This window comes from Streptomyces flavofungini (assembly GCF_030388665.1).
Taxonomy (GTDB): Bacteria; Actinomycetota; Actinomycetes; order Streptomycetales; family Streptomycetaceae; genus Streptomyces; species Streptomyces flavofungini_A.
In genome coordinates, this window is the sequence record NZ_CP128846.1 from 8,930,329 (window position 1) to 8,946,403 (window position 16,075).

The window sequence follows — 16,075 nt, forward strand, 5'->3', positions numbered from 1 at the left end:
CCACTGCCTGCCCTCCAAGTTACCTCTCGCTCAAGCCCGTTGCGCCTGAGTCTAACCATGGGAGTGATCAGACCAATGTGGGGGAGTCCGGTGAAGATCAGTCCCTCTGAGCCATTGACTCCGCCGAGTGATCTGATGAACATTCGGAGCCACTGACGGCAGGACGTCGGAACCCCTCACTCTCACCACTCTTGTATGGAGCCGATACGTGGCCAGAACAACCCTCGGGATCAGAGCACGGGCAGTGCGCGTGGCGGCAGTTGGCGCCAGTGCCACCCTGGTGCTCTCGGCCTGTGGCAGCACGAATGACACCGCGGGATCCGGTGGCGGGGGCGGTGGTGAAGGCAAGGTCGGCGTGATTCTGCCGCTGCTGACCTCGCCGTTCTGGCAGTCGTACAACGACTACGTGCCGAAGATGGCGAAGTCCGAGGACGTCGACGCGCTGAAGACCGTGAACTCCAACAGTGATCCGGCGAAGCAGATAACGGACATCAACAGCCAGCTCGACCAGGGAGTGAAGGGCCTGATCGTCGCCCCCATCGACAGCGCCGCGATCTCGGCGGGCCTGGACCAGGCGGAGCGCAAGGGCGTGCCGGTGGTCGCCGTCGACGTGGCGCCGGAGAAGGGCAAGGTCGCGATGGTCGTGCGCGCGAACAACCGCGCGTACGGGCAGAAGGCCTGCGACTACCTCGGCGACGAGATCAAGAGCGGAAAGGTCGTCCAGATCATGGGCGACCTGGCCTCCGTGAACGGCCGGGACCGGTCCAAGGCCTTCCGCCAGTGCATGAAGGACAAGTACCCGAAGGTCAAGGTCCTGGAGATTCCCGCGAAGTGGGAGTCGGACGCCGCCGCGTCCAAGCTGGACACGCTCCTGAACAGCAACCCCGACATCAAGGGCATCTACATGCAGGCGGGCGGCGTCTACCTCGCGCCGACGCTGCAGACCCTCAAGAAGAAGGGGATGCTGAAGAAGGCGGGCACGAAGGGCCACATCACGATCGTGTCGAACGACGGCATCCCGCAGGAGTTCGAGGCGATCAGCAAGGGCGAGATCGACGCGACCGTCTCCCAGCCCGCCGACGCGTACGCGAAGTACGGCATGTTCTACATCAAGGCGGCGATGAACGGGGAGAAGTTCAAGCCCGGACCCACCGATCACGGCTCGACGATCGTGCGGCTGCCCAACGGCATGCTGGAGGACCAGCTCTCCGCGCCGCTGGTGACCAAGGAGAACGTGGGGCTGTTCCACGAGGGTGCTGATCAGTGACCGTGATCACCACTCGATGATCGCCGGTCTGTGATCGCCGGTCTGTGATCACTGGCTGGTGACTGGTGACTGGTGACTGGTGACTGGTGACTGGTGACTGGTGATCACTGATCCGCGACCGGTTGTGGTCGAGTCCGTCCCGTCCGCTGCTCGTTCTTTGTCACTCCTGTTTCTGTTATCTCGCCCCCGGCCTCGGGTCTCCCTAGTGTCGGACGGAAAATGCGGGGGACAGGAAAGGACGTGGGCGGCTGTGACAGCGACTGAGGAGCACCGTGCCGCGGTGGTCGAGGCGGCGCGGCAGGGTGCCCTGTGGGCGCAGGACGAGCTGGTCACCGAGTATCTGCCGCTGGTGTACAACATCGTGGGCCGGGCGCTGAACGGGCACGCGGACGTCGACGACGTGGTGCAGGAGACGATGATCCGCGCGCTCGGCTCGCTCGGCTCGCTCCAGGACCCGCGCAGCTTCCGGTCCTGGCTGGTCGCGATCGCGATGAACCAGATCCGCGGGCACTGGCGCAAGCAGCAGGCCGCACCCGTGGGCTCCGGGCTCCAGGACGCGTACGACGTGGCCGACCCGGGCGCCGACTTCGTGGACCTGACGATCCTGCGCCTTGGCCTTGAGGGGCAGCGGCGGGAGGCGGCCGAGGCCACCCGCTGGCTGGACACCGACGACCGCGCGCTGCTTTCGCTGTGGTGGCTGGAGGCGGCGGGCGAGCTGAGCCGTGCCGACGTCGCCACCGCCATGTGTCTGTCGCCGCAGCACACGGCTGTGCGTGTGCAACGCATGAAGGCGCAGCTTGAGACCGCTCGCCTGGTCGTGCGGGCGCTGTCCGCGCAGCCGTCGTGCGCGGGGCTCGCCTCGGTGCTCGGAGTCTGGGACGGCCATCCGTCCGGGCTGTGGCGCAAGCGCATCGCCCGGCATGTGCGGGACTGCACGGCCTGCTCCGGGTACGAGGCGGGTCTGGTCCCGGCCGAGGGGCTGCTGGTGGGCCTCGGTCTTGTGCCGGTGGCGCTTGCCGGGCTCGCGGGGCTTGCCGCGCTGGGGCGTGGCGGGGCTCCGGGCATGGGACTCGGCCATGGTGGCGATGTCGCATACGGTGCGGAATCGGGCCATGGGTCGGACTTCGTCCAGGCGGCGGACCTGGCCCAGGGTGCTGGCTCGGCCTATGGCGCGGACTCGGCTCAGGGTTGGGGTCCGGTCCATGGCGCGGACTCGGCGCACAGCGTGGGCTCGGTCTACGGCGCGGAGTCGGCTCACGGCGTGGGCTCGGTCTACGGCGCGGAGTCGGCTCACGGCGTGGGCTCGGTCTACGGCGCGGAGTCGACTCAGGGCGTGGGCTCGGCTTACGGCGCCGACGTGCCCGCCGACGCCACCTCCGTCCTCGCCACCGTCGGCGAGGCCCCGCCCCCCGGCCCTCGCAGCCACCGCCGCGAGGGCCGAATAGCCAAGCGGCGGCGCGCCACCGTCCTCGCTGCCGCCGCCGTCGTACTCGTCACCGGAGGGACGATGGCGACCCTGAACCTGCTGCCGGGCGACGGTGAGGACGACAAGGCGACCTCCGCGGCCGACAAGGAGCCCGAGGCGTCCACCGCCCCCGAGAAGTCGCCCACCCCCACCCCCACCCCGTCCTCCCCGTCGCGCAAGCCGAAGGCGAAGCCGAGCAAGTCCGAGGCGCCCGAGCCCAAGCCCTCGCGCACGAAGAAGCCCGCCCCGAAACCGCCCAGGACCGAGGCGCCGAAGCCCAGGACCACCCCGCCCGCGGCCCCCGCGAACACCACGGCCGAGAAGGTCCTGGCCCTGGTCAACACCGAGCGGGCGGAGGCTGGTTGCCGTCCCGTGAAGCTGGACAGCAGGCTGTCGCGGGCCGCCCAGCTCCACAGCGAGGACATGTCCGAGAACGGCTACTTCGACCACACCGGCCAGGACGGCCGCTCGTTCGCCGACCGGGCCACGGCCCAGGGCTATCCGTCGCCCGGCGCCGAGAACATCGCCCGCGGCCAGAACTCCCCCGACTCCGTGATGCAGTCGTGGATGAACTCGCAGGGACACCGCGAGAACATCCTCAACTGCGACCTCACCACGATGGGCGTCGGCGTGGTCGAGAAGGACTGGACGTGGACCCAGGTGTTCGGGCGGTAGCGGGCCAGAGTGCTGAGGGTCCGGCCGTGGGTGGGGAGAGCTGAACGCGCAGAGAGGCGGATCAGAGCACTGAGGTGGATCAGCGCACTGAGGTGGATCAGAGCACTCTGAGATATTCCTTGCCGAGAATATGCGTCAAGGTAAGTACCGCCTCTCATGGACGCAGCCGCACTCCTCACCGCTCTTGCCGCCCCGGCCCGCTGGCGGCTCGTGACCCCCTGGCCGAGCGGCCCCGCCCGGTCGGCGTGCTCGCGCAGCCCGCCGAGGCGTGCCAGCCGCAGGCGACCAAGCATCCGCAGCACCTCGAGCGCGCCGGTGTCGTCACGTCGCAGCGCACCGGCCAGCGCCGCGTCTACGCCCTCCGGTCCGCCCCCCTGCGGGATCTGGCGGCCGTGCTCGACGGGCTCGCCGAGACCGCGGACCGGGCCGGGGGGGCGGACACGGCGAGGGCGTCGTGGAGGACGCACGCCCCGGTGAACGCCTCGCGTACCGGCTCTCTCCGCAACCGCCCGACGGCAGACCCGCCTTCACCGCCCCCGCCGACCTCGGCGCGATCGTCCGCTACGTGACCACCGACGCCGCCCGCGACCACCTCACCCGCATCCGGGACGGCGCGACGACGGCCCTCCTTGGGTGACGCGACGCCGAGGGTTCCTGGGCTACTGACCGACCGTCGCCGAGGACGGGAGCGCCGACCCGCGCGACCGGGGCTGTGCCAAGTGGCTGCTCGACACGGAGAAGGTGGTCCTGTCGACCACCTTGACCGAAGCCCCGCGGGAACGCGCCCGCGTCGTGAACGCCCCGGCCGCCGACGTCGTCGCCGATCTCAAGGCCGACGGCGAGGGCGACATCCTCGTCACAGCAGCGCGAGCGTCATCAAGGCCCTGCTCGCCGCCGCTCCGCTGAGGCGTCGGGCACCCGACACGGTGCACGGGGCACTCGCCCCTCGAAGCCGAAGCCGAAGCCGAAGCCGAAGCCGTTGGCGTTGGCCTTGGCCTTGGCGTCAGCGGCGCAGCCCCAGGGCCTCCCGCCCCGCGTACCGCGCCTGCGTGCCCAACTCCTCCTCGATCCGGAACAGTTGGTTGTACTTGGCGGTGCGGTCCGAGCGCGACAGGGAACCGGTCTTGATCTGGCCGCAGCCCGTGGCGACGGCGAGGTCGGCGATCGTGGTGTCCTCGGACTCGCCGGAGCGGTGGGACATCACGACGGTGTAGCCGGCGCGGTGGGCGGTTGAGACGGTGGCCAGGGTCTCGGTGAGGGTGCCGATCTGGTTGACCTTCACCAGGACCGAGTTGGCGACGCCGTCGCGGATCCCGGCGCGCAGCAGCGTCTCGTTGGTGCAGAAGACGTCGTCTCCGGTGAGCTGGCAGCGGTCGCCGAGGCGGGCGGTGAGGTCGCGCCAGCCGTCGTGGTCGTCCTCGGCCATCGGGTCCTCGATGGCGGCGACGGGGTAGCGGTCGACGAGGGCGGCGAGGTAGTCGGCGTGCTCGGCGGGGGTGCGGCGGACGCCTTCGCCCGCGTAGTCGTAGCTCCCGTCGTGGAAGAACTCCGAGGTGGCCGGGTCCATGACGAGGGTGATGTCGGTGCCGGGCTTGTAGCCGGTCTGCTCGATGGCCCGTACGACGAAGTCCAAGGCTTCGTCGGCGGTGCGCAGGTCGGGGGCGAAGCCGCCCTCGTCGCCGACGTTGACGCTGTGACCGGCGGCGATCAGGCTGCCGCGCAGGGTGTGAAAGACCTCCGAACCCATCCGGACGGCCTCGGCGAAGGTGGCCGCGCCGATCGGGGCGATCATGAACTCCTGGAAGTCGAGCGGATTGTCCGCGTGCGCGCCGCCGTTGACGATGTTCATCATCGGCACCGGCAGGACCCGGGCGTCGACCCCGCCGACGTAGCGATACAGCGGTATCCGGTGGGCGGCCGCCGCGGCCTTCGCGGTGGCCAGGGAGACCCCGAGCAGGGCGTTGGCGCCGAGGCGCGACTTGTTCTCGGTGCCGTCCAGGTCGATCATGGTGCGGTCCACGGTCGCCTGGTCCTCGGCGTCGAGGCCGGTCACGGCGTCCGCGATGGACTCGTTCACGGCGTCGACGGCGCCCCGGACCCCCTTGCCGTGGTACCGGCCCGGGTCGCCGTCACGCAGTTCCACCGCTTCCCTGGCTCCGGTGGAGGCGCCCGACGGCACGGCCGCGCGGCCGAGCGAACCGTCCTCGAGTTCCACGTCGACCTCGACGGTGGGGTTGCCCCGGCTGTCGATGATCTCTCGTGCGACGACCCGGCTGATGGCGGTCACGGTGCGACTCCTCACGCTCGGCCCGCGCGATGGCGGGCGTTAAGTTTCAAGCAGAAACAAAGTGGGTCCCGAAAAGGAACCTACTATGGGTCCATGAGGATGCACAACGCTGACGAGACCTGCGGCATCGCCCAGGCGGCCCTGGTCCTTGGGGACTGGTGGAACGTGCTGGTGCTGCGCGAGGTCGCCCGCGGCCACGTCCGCTTCGACGCGCTCGCCGCCGAGCTCGGACTGTCCCGCAAGGTCCTCACTGAGCGGCTCGGCCGCCTCGTCGCCCAGGGAGTGCTGCGCCGCAGTCTCTACCAACGGCGTCCCGTGCGTTACGAGTACGTCCTCACCGACGCCGGAGCCGCGCTGCTCCCGCTCCTCGTCGCCATGCAGGACTGGGGCGACCGGTGGGTGCTCGGCGACGGCAGCCTCACCGGCACGACCGAGACGGACAGCGCCGAGCACGCCCGCGTCCACGCCCTCGCCGGGACCCGCCTGCCCGAGGGCCTCGTCCTTCCCGGCTCGCAGGGCGCCGAGATGCCCGTGATCTCGCCGGACGCCGCCGCGACCGTCCTGTTCACCTACCCCGGCACAGGCATCCAGTGGGGCGAGCCGCCGATCCCCGGCGCGGTCGGCTGCACCCTGGAGAACCGGCTCTTCCGCGACGCCTGGACCGACTTCCGCGCGGCGGGCGTGGACGTACGCGGCATCAGCACCCAACTCCTGCACGAGCAGGCCGAGTTCGCCCGCGCCGAGCAGCTCCCCTACCCGCTCCTCTCCGACGCCGCCCACCACCTGTCGGCCGCCCTGCGGTTGCCCACCTTCCGCGGCGCGGGCAGGCTGCGCCACAAGCGCCTGATCCTGATCGTCGACGCCGAACGGACCGTGCGCCACACGCTGTTCCCGGTCGTCGACATCCCGCACGCGGTCGACGAGAGCCTGCGCCTGGCTGCGGGGTGCGCCACCTCCCCGTGAGCGCACGCCCTGGTGCCCGGCGCGGACGCCGCCCCGCCGGGCACCAGGGGTGAGAAGTCCGGCCTGCTCGGGCCCCGGGTCGCCGGAACTGCTGGTCGGCGCTGTGACCTTCGGGTACCTCGGCAGCGTCAGCCGGGTCCGGGCCGGGAACGGCAGCGGCAGCCGGACGTACTGCGAGTCGTTGACCGCAGGTCGGTGGAGCCGTGGACGGGCACGGCCTTGACGTTGCTGCCGCCGTCGCGGTTCTCGCCGGACCAGTAGGAGGCGGAGCCGACCTTGATGACCCCGCCGCCGTGGGCGTGGACCGGGGCCCCGCTCGTCTCGCTGAACTGCGTCCCGTTGGTGACCGTGACCGGGGCGGCCTGTGTGCGAGGCGCAGTTGTGGGGCGCGACGCCATGTCGCGGGATCCGGGGCGCTCCTAGGGTGACCGGCACCTCACTGGCCCGGGAGTCCCCATGACCTTCGAGACCGCCGAACTACCCACCCAGGAAGGCCAGGTGGCCCGACGAGCGAAAGGGCGCAGGCGTTCACCTCGCAGAATCGGCACGCTTCTCTCAGCCCTCGCGCTCGCCTCGGGCGCGGGCCTGTCCGCCCCCGCCCCCGAGGCGCGCGCGGCGGTCGCCCTGGAGCGCGTGAGCGACTTCGGAGCCAACCCCGGGGCCCTGAACATGTACGTGTACCGGCCGACGTCCCCTGTCCGCCGATCCGGCCGTGGTGGTGGCCCTGCACGGCTGCACCCAGAACGCCCAGCTCTACGCCGACAACTCCGGCCTGACGAAGTTCGCCGACCAGAACGGGTTCCTGCTGGTCTTCGCCGAGACCACGGCCGCGAACAACCTCAACAAGTGCTTCAACTGGTTCCAGAGCGCCGACACCCGGCGCGGGCAGGGCGAGGTCGCCTCGGTCCGGCAGATGGTCGCCAAGGCGGTCTCCGCGTACGGCGCCGACCCCACCCGTACGTATGGTTCATGACGAAGAGCGGCTACGTCTCCGGGGGCTTCGACGCCAACGAGGATCAGCTGAGGCCGGACTCCGTGGACGACTTCACCGCCTACCTCGCGGGCGCGACACGGCGCCTGGAGAAGGCGCACGGCATCAGGGTGAAGACGCTCGATCCCTTCAACGAGCCCAACACCGACTACTGGAGCACCGTGCTCGGCCCCGACGGGCAGCCCACAGGCGGTCGCCAGGAGGGCGCGCACATGGGCCCCGGGCTGCAGAGCGACGTCATCCGCTCGCTGGCCACGGCGCTCAGGAAGTCCAAGACCCGCGCGAAGATCTCCGCGATGGACGAGACCAACCCCACGAAATTCGCCGAGAACTGGAATTCCTACCCGCAGGAGGTGCGGCGCCTGGTCGACCAACTCAACGTCCACACCTACGGCACCGCGGGCCGCACCACGGTGCGCGACCTGGCGAAGGCGGCGGGCAAGCCACTGTGGATGAGCGAGGTCGAGGGGGAGTGGGACCCGGACGGGCAGGACTTCGAGGACATGAGGTCGGGCCTCGGCCTGGCCCAGCACATGATCGACGACCTGCGTGAACTGGAGCCCAGGGCCTGGGTGTTCTGGCAGCCCGTCGAGGACTACAACAACATGAGGCCCGGCGGTGAGAGCGCCAAGGGCGGCAACTGGGGCAGCATCCAGCTCCCCTTCGACTGCACGGCCGACGACACCCTGAAGACCTGCCCCATCAGGACCAACACCAAGTTCGACACCGCCCGCAACTTCACCCACCACATCCGTCCGGGAGACCGTCTGATCACGGTGGACGAAGCCTCCAGCGCGGCGGCGCTCGACGCGGACGGCGAGGGCGCGACGGTCGTCCACGTCAACTCCACCGGGGCGGAGCGGGCGGTGACGGTGGACCTGTCGAAGTTCGGGTCCGTCAGCCCGAACGCGACCGTGACGCCGGTCGTGACCAGCGCGGACGGCGCACTCGAACGCCAGGACCCGGTCCCGGTCGCCGCCGGGCGCGCCACGGTGACAGTCCCCGCCCAGTCGGTCACCAGCTTCGTCGTGGACGGAGTCTCCGGCCGTAGTTGAGACCCGGGGTCCTGACCTCCCGACCAAGATCTGTATTAGGTTAGCCTTGCCTGAGTTTCGCATCAGGGGAGGGGATTCCATGCTGACTTGGAACACGGAGGCGGGACGGGCTCGGTCGCCCTGGCCGCCAGGGCGACCGAAGTCCCGCCGGAGCCGCGCACGGGCCGAACGGCCCGAGACCGTGCGCCGCACGGCGCCGCCGTGGGGCGGTGCCGCATGAGCCTCATCGACCACCGGCACCGGCACCTGGAGCGGATCGCCGAAGTCAGAGCGGGCCGGCATGCCGAGAAGGTGGGCTACCCGATCCGCATCCGGGAGACCGAGGTCGTGCGCACCGCCATGGTCGGCACCGGCCTGCTGCGGGTGACCCTGGGCGGTCCCGGCACCGAGGGGTTCGAGGCCCACGCGCCCGACGAACACGTCAAGTTGCTGTTCCCGGAGCCCGACGGCACGCTGCGGCTGCCCGAGCCGAACGGGAACATGCTGCGCTGGCCGCGCCCCGCGCCCACCTCGCGCGAGTACACCGTGCGCCGCTACGACCCCGCCACCGGCGAGATCGACATCGACATCGCCCTGCACGACGGCGGCCTCGCCTCGCAATGGGCCCACGGCGTCCACGTGGGCTGCGTCCTGGACGTCGCCGGGCCGCCCGGCGGACTGATCGTCCCGCACGTCCACGACCGCTACCTCCTCGCGGGCGACCTCACGGCGCTGCCCGCCATCGCGCGCTGGCTGGAGGAACTGCCGAGGAACGCCAAGGGCTGGGCCTTCGTCGAAGTCGCCGACGCCACCCAGGAGATCGAGCTGTCCGCGCCCGAGGGCGTCGAGGTGCGCTGGCTGCACCGCGGCGACCGCCCGCCGGGCACCGGCGACGCCCTCGCGCGCGCCGTGACCGCGGTGACCGTGCCCGAGGGCGAGCGGCTCTACGTATGGGCCGCGGGCGAGGCGGGACAGCTCAAGCCGCTGCGCCGCTGGGTCCGCGACGACCTGCGGCTCGACAAGGCCGACCACGACATCACCGGCTACTGGAAGCGCGGCGTCGCCGACTTCGACGACGAGCACGAGCACGGCCATGACCACGGCCACGAGCACGTCCACCACTGACCGGACAGCCGAACGGGGGCGGGACAACGCCGCCGGACCAGGCGCGCCCTCCCGCACGAGCAAGGAGCAACGCATGTCCCTCCGCAGATCGTCGACCCTGGTCGGCGCCGTGGCGCTGGCCCTGGTCGTGACCGGGTGCGGGTCGTCCAAGAACGACTCGGACTCCGGCGGCAAGGGCGAGACCCGGGTGTTCGCCGCGGACAACGGCAGGATCACCATCCCGGCCCGCCCCGAGCGCGTGGTGGCGACGGGCTACGCCGTGCCCGCCATGATCGAGGCCGACGCGTCACTGGTCGGCATCTCCTCGTGGAAGCGCGGGGAGCCGCTGATGAGCGAGAAGGACCTCGCCACGTACAAGAAGCTCCCCAAGGTGGCGGGCGAGCTGGCGAAGGAGACCAACTACGAGGCCATCGCCGAGGCCGAACCCGACCTCATCGTCATCGGTGTGCCCGCCCCGGTCCTCGGCGACATCGACGTCAAACGCCTGGAGTCCATCGCCCCGGTGGTGGCGATCGGCCCGACCGTGCCGTCCGCGTGGCGCGAGCTGACCCGCAAGCAGTCCGACGCCGCGGGCTCCCTGAAGAAGTTCGACGCCGTGCAGAAGCTGTACGAGGCCAAGGCCGCGAAGCTCGCCAAGAAGTACGAAGGCGTGCTGCCCGAGCTCGACCTGGGCCACGTCGGGGCGTACGGCGAGGTCGCCAAGGGCACCTTCCAGCGCGAGTTCGGCAGCTCGTGGGGCACGAACATCGCCGAGGACATCGGCGCGAAGTACTACGGCAAGGTCAAGAAGCCCGGCCCCGGTTCGCACGCGGTCAGCGAGTACCCGTCCATCGAGGAACTGCCCGCCTCGCTCCGCGACGCCGACGCGATCACGTACTCGGTGCAGGCCGACGGCAGCGTCCCCAAGGCGGTGCGCTACGTCATGGACTCGAAGCTGTGGAAGAACCTGCCCGCCGTCAAGGCCGGGAAGACCTTCCCGCTGCGCTGCACCGAGGCCGCGACCTACGGGCAGGCCATGAAGACCCTGGACGCGATCGACAAGTCGTTCGCTCCGCTCCTGAAGCGGTGACGGCACCGGGCCGCGCGTCCCGGGCGACGGCACCGGGCCGCGCGTCCGGGACGACGGAACCAGGAGGCGGCGTGCCCGGCGCGAAGGCGCCGGGGCGTGGCACCTCACGCGTCGCCCTGCTCGCCGGCGGTCTCGTGCTCCTCGCGGTCGTCGCCGTGGTCGGCGTCGGCGTCGGCGCCCGCTCGGTGCCGCCCGCCGAAGTCCTCCGCGCGTTCTACGACTTCCGGGGCACCGACGACCACCTGATCGTGCGGGACGTCCGGGCGCCGCGCGCGCTCCTCGCCGTCGCCGTGGGAGCCGCGCTCGCCGTGGCGGGCGCCCTCATCCAGACGCTGGCCCGCAACCCGCTGGCCGAGCCCGGCATCCTCGGGGTCACCGCGGGCGCCGGGTTCGCCATCACGCTCGGCTCGGCGCTCGGCCTGACCGGCGGTCAGGCAGGCGAACTGGGCTTCGCCGTCGTCGGGTCCGTGCTCGCGGCGCTGCTCGTCGCCGCGGTCGGGCGCCGCTCGCCGCTGCGCCTGGTGCTCACCGGCGTGGCCCTGACCGCGGTCCTCGGCGGCGTCGCCATGGGCCTGCGGCTGATGCTCCCGGACGTCTTCGACTCCTACCGCTTCTGGTCGATCGGCTCCCTCGCGGCCCGCGAACAGGCGCCGCTCGCCCTGCCGTTGACGGCGATCGGGGTGTGCCTGGCCGGCGCGCTGCTGCTGAGCCGCGCCCTGAACGTCCTGTCGCTCGGCGAGAGCGTTGCCCACACGCTGGGCGCGGGCGTGGGCCGCGTGCGCTTCGCCGCGCTGGCCCTGATCACCGTGCTCAGCGGCGCGGCGACGGCCGTGGCCGGGCCGATCCTGTTCGTCGGCCTGATCGTGCCGCACCTGGTGCGCAGGCCCGCGGGGGGCTCGGTGCCGTGGCTGATCCTCCACTCGATGGTCGTCGGCCCGATCCTGCTGCTCGTCGCCGACATGGGATCCAGGGTGCTGCTGCCCACCGGCGAGGTGCCGGTCGCCGTCGTGACCGCGTTCCTCGGCGGCCCCATGCTGATCTGGGCCGTCCGCCGCCACGGGGCGGGGGCGCTGTGACCGTGCCCAAGGCCGTCGCTCCCACGCGGCGTCCGGGTGCCCTGGCCGGGCTCGGACTGCGCCCCGAACGCCGCACGGTGATCCTGGTCGCCGTGCTCACCGCCCTGATCCTCGGCCTCGGCCTGCTCGGGCTCTGCTACGGCGCGTCCTGGAAGAGCCCCGGCGAGGTCCTGGCCGCACTGAGCGGGGCGGAGCCCTCCGTCGTGATCCAGGACTGGCGGCTGCCCCGCGTGCTCGCGGCCCTGGTCTTCGGCGCCGCCCTCGGCGTGTCCGGTGCCCTGTTCCAGAACCTCACCCGCAACCCCATGGGCAGCCCGGATGTCATCGGCCTCGACGCCGGTGCCTACACCGGCGCCCTGGTCGCCCTGACCGTCCTGTCGGGCACGTCCGCGCAACTGGCCCTGGGCTCCGTGCTCGGCGGGCTCGTCGTCGCGGCCGTGATCTACGTCCTCGCCTACGACCGGGGGTTCTCCGGGCTGCGTCTGGTGGTCATCGGTGTCGCCGTCAACGCGATGGTGACCGCGCTCAACTCGTGGATCGTGCTGCGCGCCGAACTGGAGGTCGCCATCGCGGCGGTCGGCTGGAACGCGGGCTCGCTCAACGGCGTGGGCTGGGGCGACCTCGGCATCCCGTTCACCGTCATCGGTGTGCTCCTCGCCCTGATGGCGGCCCGCGCGCACGCCATGCACCAGGCGGCACTCGGCGACGCGGTCGCGGTGACCACCGGCGTCAGCCTCGACCGGCTGCGCCTGGTCATGGTCCTCGTCGGTGTCGGCTGCACGGCCACGGTCACCGCGGTCGCCGGACCGATCGCGTTCATCGCGCTCGCCGCCCCGCAGATCGGCCGCAGGCTCGCGGGTGCGCCCGGGGTGCCGCTGCTCCCCGCCGCGCTCACCGGGGCGGTCCTGCTCCAAGGCGCCGACCTGATCGCGCAGATGCTCCTCGCCCCCGTCGCCCTGCCCGTCGGAGTGGTGAGCACCGCGATCGGCGGCTGCTACCTGATCTGGCTGCTCACCAAGGAGGTGGCGCGCGCGTGACCGCACGCCTGACCGCGCGGGACATCACCCTGCGCTACGGGGACCGGGTGGTGTCCACCCACCTGAGCCTCGACGTACCCGACGGCGCCTTCACCGCCATCGTCGGCCCCAACGCCTGCGGTAAGTCCACCCTGTTGCGCGCCCTCGTCCGGCTGCTGCGGCCCGCCGCGGGGGAGGTGTGCCTGGACGGCCGTGACGTCGGCGGCTACGCCACCAAGGCGCTGGCCAAGCAGCTCGGGTTCCTGCCGCAGGACCCCCTCGCCCCGGACGACATCAAGGTTCGCCAACTCGTCGGCCGCGGCCGCTTCCCGCACCAGTCGCTCCTGGCCCTGTGGTCCCAGCGGGACGAGGACGCCGTCGTCGCGGCGATGGCCGCCGCCGGGGTCGAGGACCTGGCCGACCGGCCGGTGCAGGAGCTGTCCGGCGGTCAGCGCCAGCGGGTCTGGATGGCCATGGTCCTCGCCCAGGAGACGCCCTGTCTGCTCCTCGACGAACCGACGTCGTTCCTGGACATCACGCACCAGTACCAACTCCTCGGCCTCCTCGCGGGGTTGCGCGACGAGGGCCGCACGGTGATCGCCGTGCTGCACGACATCAACCAGGCCTGCCGGTTCGCCGACCATCTGATCGCCATGAAGGGCGGCTGCGTGGTCGCCGAGGGCGACCCCGGCGCGATCGTCGACGCCGCCCTGATCAAGGACGTCTTCGACCTGCCGAGCGTCATCGTCCCGGACCCGGTGACGGACACGCCGATGGTGGTGCCGACGCTGCGAGGGACGCCCCGGGCCGTGAGGAGCGCGCCGCGCGAGCCCCGGTGACCGGCCGGACCGACCCTGTGGGTGACGTGCGGCGCTGCCGCGTTCGGCTCGTTCCTGAGCGGTCGTACCCGGGCGGTCAGCCGGTGAAGAAGCGGATCATTTCCTGGGGCGTCGGGTCGTGGGTGACCGCGGAGGCGGCCGCGGCACCGCGGGGGAACAGATCTCGCTCGTACGCCGTGAGGGTGGTCTCGACGTCGTCGGGATGCGCGACGAGGGCCCGGCCGAGTTCGGCCCCGTCGAGCATGGCCACGTCGGCGCCCTCGCCGTTGGGCGTGGCGAGGTGGGCGGCGTCGCCGAGCAGGGTCGCTCCCGGCACCCGGTCCCAGTGGTGCCCGACCGGCAGGGCGGGCAGCAGGCGCAGGACGGGCGGGGTCTCGCAGGCCGTGATCAGGGCGGTGAGTTCCGGTGCCCGACCGGCGTCTCCTCGGCGATCCGCGCCGTGGCCGCGGCGACATCGGTGAAGTCGACGGTGGCGAACCAGTCCTGAGGCTTGGTCAGGGTGATGTGGGCGCGGAGCGTCCCGCCCTTCTCCCGGTGGGCCACGAACCACTTCCCCTGCTCGTGCGGGTCCAGGGCGACGAGCGTCCCGCCGCCGACGGCCTTCGCGGTGGCGGGATGCCGCGTCTCGGCGTCGTACAGGCAGGTCTCGACGAAGGCCCGGCCGACGTGCGCGGGCGTGGTCTCGGACAGCAGCGGCCGGACGCGTGACCAGGCGCCGTCCGCGCCGACCAGCAGCTGTGTGACGGTGGTGCTGCCGTCCGCGAAGGTCACCTCGTGGCGGCCTCCGCCGAGCGCGCGGACGCCGGTGGCCTTGTGGCCCCAGCGGACGGTGCCGTCGGGGAGCGCGTCGAGCAGGAGCTGACGCAGCTCGCCGCGCTGCACCTCGGGGCTGGTGCCCGTGCCGTCGTCGGACCTGTCGAACAGGACGGTTCCGTCACGGTCCCCGAGCCGTGTCGCTTGGCGGCCCTCCAGGACGAGCCCGCGGAACCCGTCCGTGGCCCCGGCCGCTTCGAGGGCGAGCCGGCCGTTGTGCCCGTGGATGTCGAGCATCCCGCCCTGCGCGCGGTCGGGGATGACTCCGCCTCGTGGATCGCGACCGGGACGCCGTGGAGGTGCAGGACGCGGGCCAGTAAGAGGCCGCCGAGTCCGGCGCCGATGACCGTGACGGGCGTGTGCATGGGGCTCCTTGTGTGCCGTACGGGTGCCGGGTGGGCGCCGGCGGGATCGGGGGAGGGGGCGGGATCAAGGGAGGGGAGCAGGTGCTGGAAGGAGGGCCCTGCCCGGCCGCGCGCCGGGTCAGGGCCCTTGAAGCGGACGGCTCGGACGACTCGGAGGGCTCAAGCAGCTCAGAAGGCTCAGTCAGCTCAGACGATGACGACCCGCCGCCCCCGCGTGTGCCCGGCCTGGCTGTCGATGTGGGCCGCCGCGGCCTCGGCGAGTGCGTACGTCCTCTCGACCGGGATGCTGAGCCTGCCCCGGGCGATGAGGTCGCAGGCCTCGGCGAGCGCGGCGGGCACGTCCCCGGTCACGCCGGAGAACCGGGCACCGTGCTCCGGCGCGCCGAGGTCGGCGATGGAGACCACGGTCCGCGGGTCCCCGGTCAGTTCGACCAGCTCGCGGATCACGCCCGCGCCCGCCAGGTCGAGCGCCGCGTCGACCCGGCCGAGCCCCCGCACCCGCTCGACCCAGCCGTCTCCGTACGTCGTGGCGAGGGCGCCGAGGCCGCGCACGTACTCCTGGTTCGCGGCCCCCGCCGTGGCGATCACCGTGATGCCGCGGTCGCGGGCGATCTGCAGGACCGCCGAACCGACGCCCCCGGAAGCACCGCTGACCAGCAGGGTCTGTCCGGGCCGCACACCGGACTGGCCGATGACGCGCAGCGCGGTCTCCACCACGGAGGGGTATCCGGCCGCCTCCTCGAACGTCAGCCCCTCGGGGATCGGGGCCCAGGCCGAAAGGACGGCGAACTCGGCATAGGTGCCCGAGCCGCGCCCGAACACGAGGTCGCCGACCTCGACCCCCGAGACGCCCGCGCCGACCTCGTCCACCACCCCGGCGGCGTCCTGGCCGACCCCGGCGGGCAGCACGACCGGGCGGACGTGCTGGAACTGGCCTTCCCTGATGCGCCAGTCGACGGGATTCACCCCTGCCGCCCGCACGGCGACGCGTATCCGGCCGGGGCCCGGGTCGGGCACCTCGGCGTCGGTGAGTCGGAGAACGTCGGGACCGCCGAACTCGGCGAAGCTCACTCTCTTCATGCCGCCGACC

Annotated in this window: 14 protein-coding genes and 2 pseudogenes; 12 read left to right on the plus strand and 4 right to left on the minus strand. The window is 71.9% G+C overall.

Annotated features, from left to right (window positions below; translation table 11 throughout):
* Positions 1 to 229 precede the first annotated feature (229 nt).
* The 4 genes from QUY26_RS38650 (at position 230) to QUY26_RS38665 (ending at position 4,313) form a co-directional block, all read left to right on the plus strand.
* Entirely contained in the window at positions 230 to 1,267 is a 1,038-nt protein-coding gene (locus tag QUY26_RS38650) for a sugar ABC transporter substrate-binding protein (RefSeq protein WP_289956379.1), read from the plus strand.
* A gap of 250 nt (positions 1,268 to 1,517) precedes the next feature.
* The gene (locus QUY26_RS38655) at positions 1,518 to 3,407 is read left to right on the plus strand and encodes a sigma-70 family RNA polymerase sigma factor (protein WP_289955113.1); all 1,890 of its coding nucleotides are present in this window, start codon (positions 1,518 to 1,520) and stop codon (positions 3,405 to 3,407) included.
* Positions 3,408 to 3,861: 454 nt separating this feature from the next.
* A complete protein-coding gene (locus tag QUY26_RS41045) occupies positions 3,862 to 4,044 on the plus strand; it encodes a hypothetical protein (RefSeq protein ID WP_354670739.1) in 183 nt (60 codons plus the stop codon).
* Positions 4,045 to 4,166: 122 nt separating this feature from the next.
* Positions 4,167 to 4,313, plus strand: coding sequence for a hypothetical protein (locus QUY26_RS38665; protein ID WP_289955115.1), 147 nt, complete (start codon positions 4,167 to 4,169; stop codon positions 4,311 to 4,313).
* 97 nt (positions 4,314 to 4,410) lie between these two features.
* On the opposite strand, the gene eno is transcribed toward QUY26_RS38665, so the two are convergent.
* On the minus strand, positions 4,411 to 5,694 hold the full coding sequence (gene eno, locus QUY26_RS38670; RefSeq protein ID WP_289955117.1) for a phosphopyruvate hydratase: 1,284 nt from the start codon (positions 5,692 to 5,694) through the stop codon (positions 4,411 to 4,413).
* A 93-nt stretch (positions 5,695 to 5,787) separates the two neighbouring features.
* On the opposite strand from eno, the gene QUY26_RS38675 reads away from it, so the two are divergent.
* Positions 5,788 to 6,657: a winged helix-turn-helix transcriptional regulator gene (locus QUY26_RS38675; protein WP_289955118.1), complete on the plus strand. Its 870-nt coding sequence runs from the start codon at positions 5,788 to 5,790 to the stop codon at positions 6,655 to 6,657.
* A 128-nt stretch (positions 6,658 to 6,785) separates the two neighbouring features.
* Here the strand turns inward: QUY26_RS38675 and QUY26_RS38680 are convergent, their stop codons facing one another.
* Positions 6,786 to 7,055 carry a hypothetical protein gene (locus tag QUY26_RS38680; protein WP_354670740.1) on the minus strand — a complete coding sequence of 90 codons (270 nt, stop codon included), beginning with the start codon at positions 7,053 to 7,055 and terminating at the stop codon, positions 6,786 to 6,788.
* Positions 7,056 to 7,375: 320 nt separating this feature from the next.
* Here QUY26_RS38680 and QUY26_RS38685 point away from each other — a divergent pair, with 320 nt between their 5' ends.
* From QUY26_RS38685 to QUY26_RS38715, 7 genes and pseudogenes are all read left to right on the plus strand, one after another.
* Positions 7,376 to 7,630 carry an alpha/beta hydrolase family esterase gene (locus tag QUY26_RS38685; protein ID WP_436840556.1) on the plus strand — a complete coding sequence of 85 codons (255 nt, stop codon included), beginning with the start codon at positions 7,376 to 7,378 and terminating at the stop codon, positions 7,628 to 7,630.
* Positions 7,621 to 8,694 (plus strand): annotated as a pseudogene (locus QUY26_RS38690) (ricin-type beta-trefoil lectin domain protein); the annotation flags it as partial. The gene QUY26_RS38685 and the pseudogene QUY26_RS38690, both read left to right, overlap by 10 nt.
* Before the next feature lie 225 nt (positions 8,695 to 8,919).
* Positions 8,920 to 9,807 (plus strand): siderophore-interacting protein, encoded by an 888-nt coding sequence (locus tag QUY26_RS38695; RefSeq protein ID WP_289955120.1) that lies wholly within the window; start codon positions 8,920 to 8,922, stop codon positions 9,805 to 9,807.
* 73 nt (positions 9,808 to 9,880) lie between these two features.
* Positions 9,881 to 10,876: an ABC transporter substrate-binding protein gene (locus QUY26_RS38700; RefSeq protein WP_289955122.1), complete on the plus strand. Its 996-nt coding sequence runs from the start codon at positions 9,881 to 9,883 to the stop codon at positions 10,874 to 10,876.
* Between the two features lie 71 nt (positions 10,877 to 10,947).
* Positions 10,948 to 11,952 carry a FecCD family ABC transporter permease gene (locus QUY26_RS38705; protein ID WP_289955123.1) on the plus strand — a complete coding sequence of 335 codons (1,005 nt, stop codon included), beginning with the start codon at positions 10,948 to 10,950 and terminating at the stop codon, positions 11,950 to 11,952.
* Between the two features lie 41 nt (positions 11,953 to 11,993).
* Positions 11,994 to 12,989 (plus strand): FecCD family ABC transporter permease, encoded by a 996-nt coding sequence (locus tag QUY26_RS38710; RefSeq protein ID WP_436840557.1) that lies wholly within the window; start codon positions 11,994 to 11,996, stop codon positions 12,987 to 12,989.
* Positions 12,986 to 13,807 (plus strand): ABC transporter ATP-binding protein, encoded by an 822-nt coding sequence (locus QUY26_RS38715; RefSeq protein WP_289955125.1) that lies wholly within the window; start codon positions 12,986 to 12,988, stop codon positions 13,805 to 13,807. The genes QUY26_RS38710 and QUY26_RS38715 overlap by 4 nt, the downstream gene beginning before the upstream one ends.
* Before the next feature lie 76 nt (positions 13,808 to 13,883).
* Here the strand turns inward: QUY26_RS38715 and QUY26_RS38720 are convergent.
* A pseudogene (locus QUY26_RS38720) lies at positions 13,884 to 14,985 on the minus strand (FAD-dependent oxidoreductase).
* Between the two features lie 186 nt (positions 14,986 to 15,171).
* The gene (locus QUY26_RS38725) at positions 15,172 to 16,065 is read right to left on the minus strand and encodes an NADP-dependent oxidoreductase (RefSeq protein WP_289955126.1); all 894 of its coding nucleotides are present in this window, start codon (positions 16,063 to 16,065) and stop codon (positions 15,172 to 15,174) included.
* Between the last annotated feature and the right edge of the window lie 10 nt (positions 16,066 to 16,075).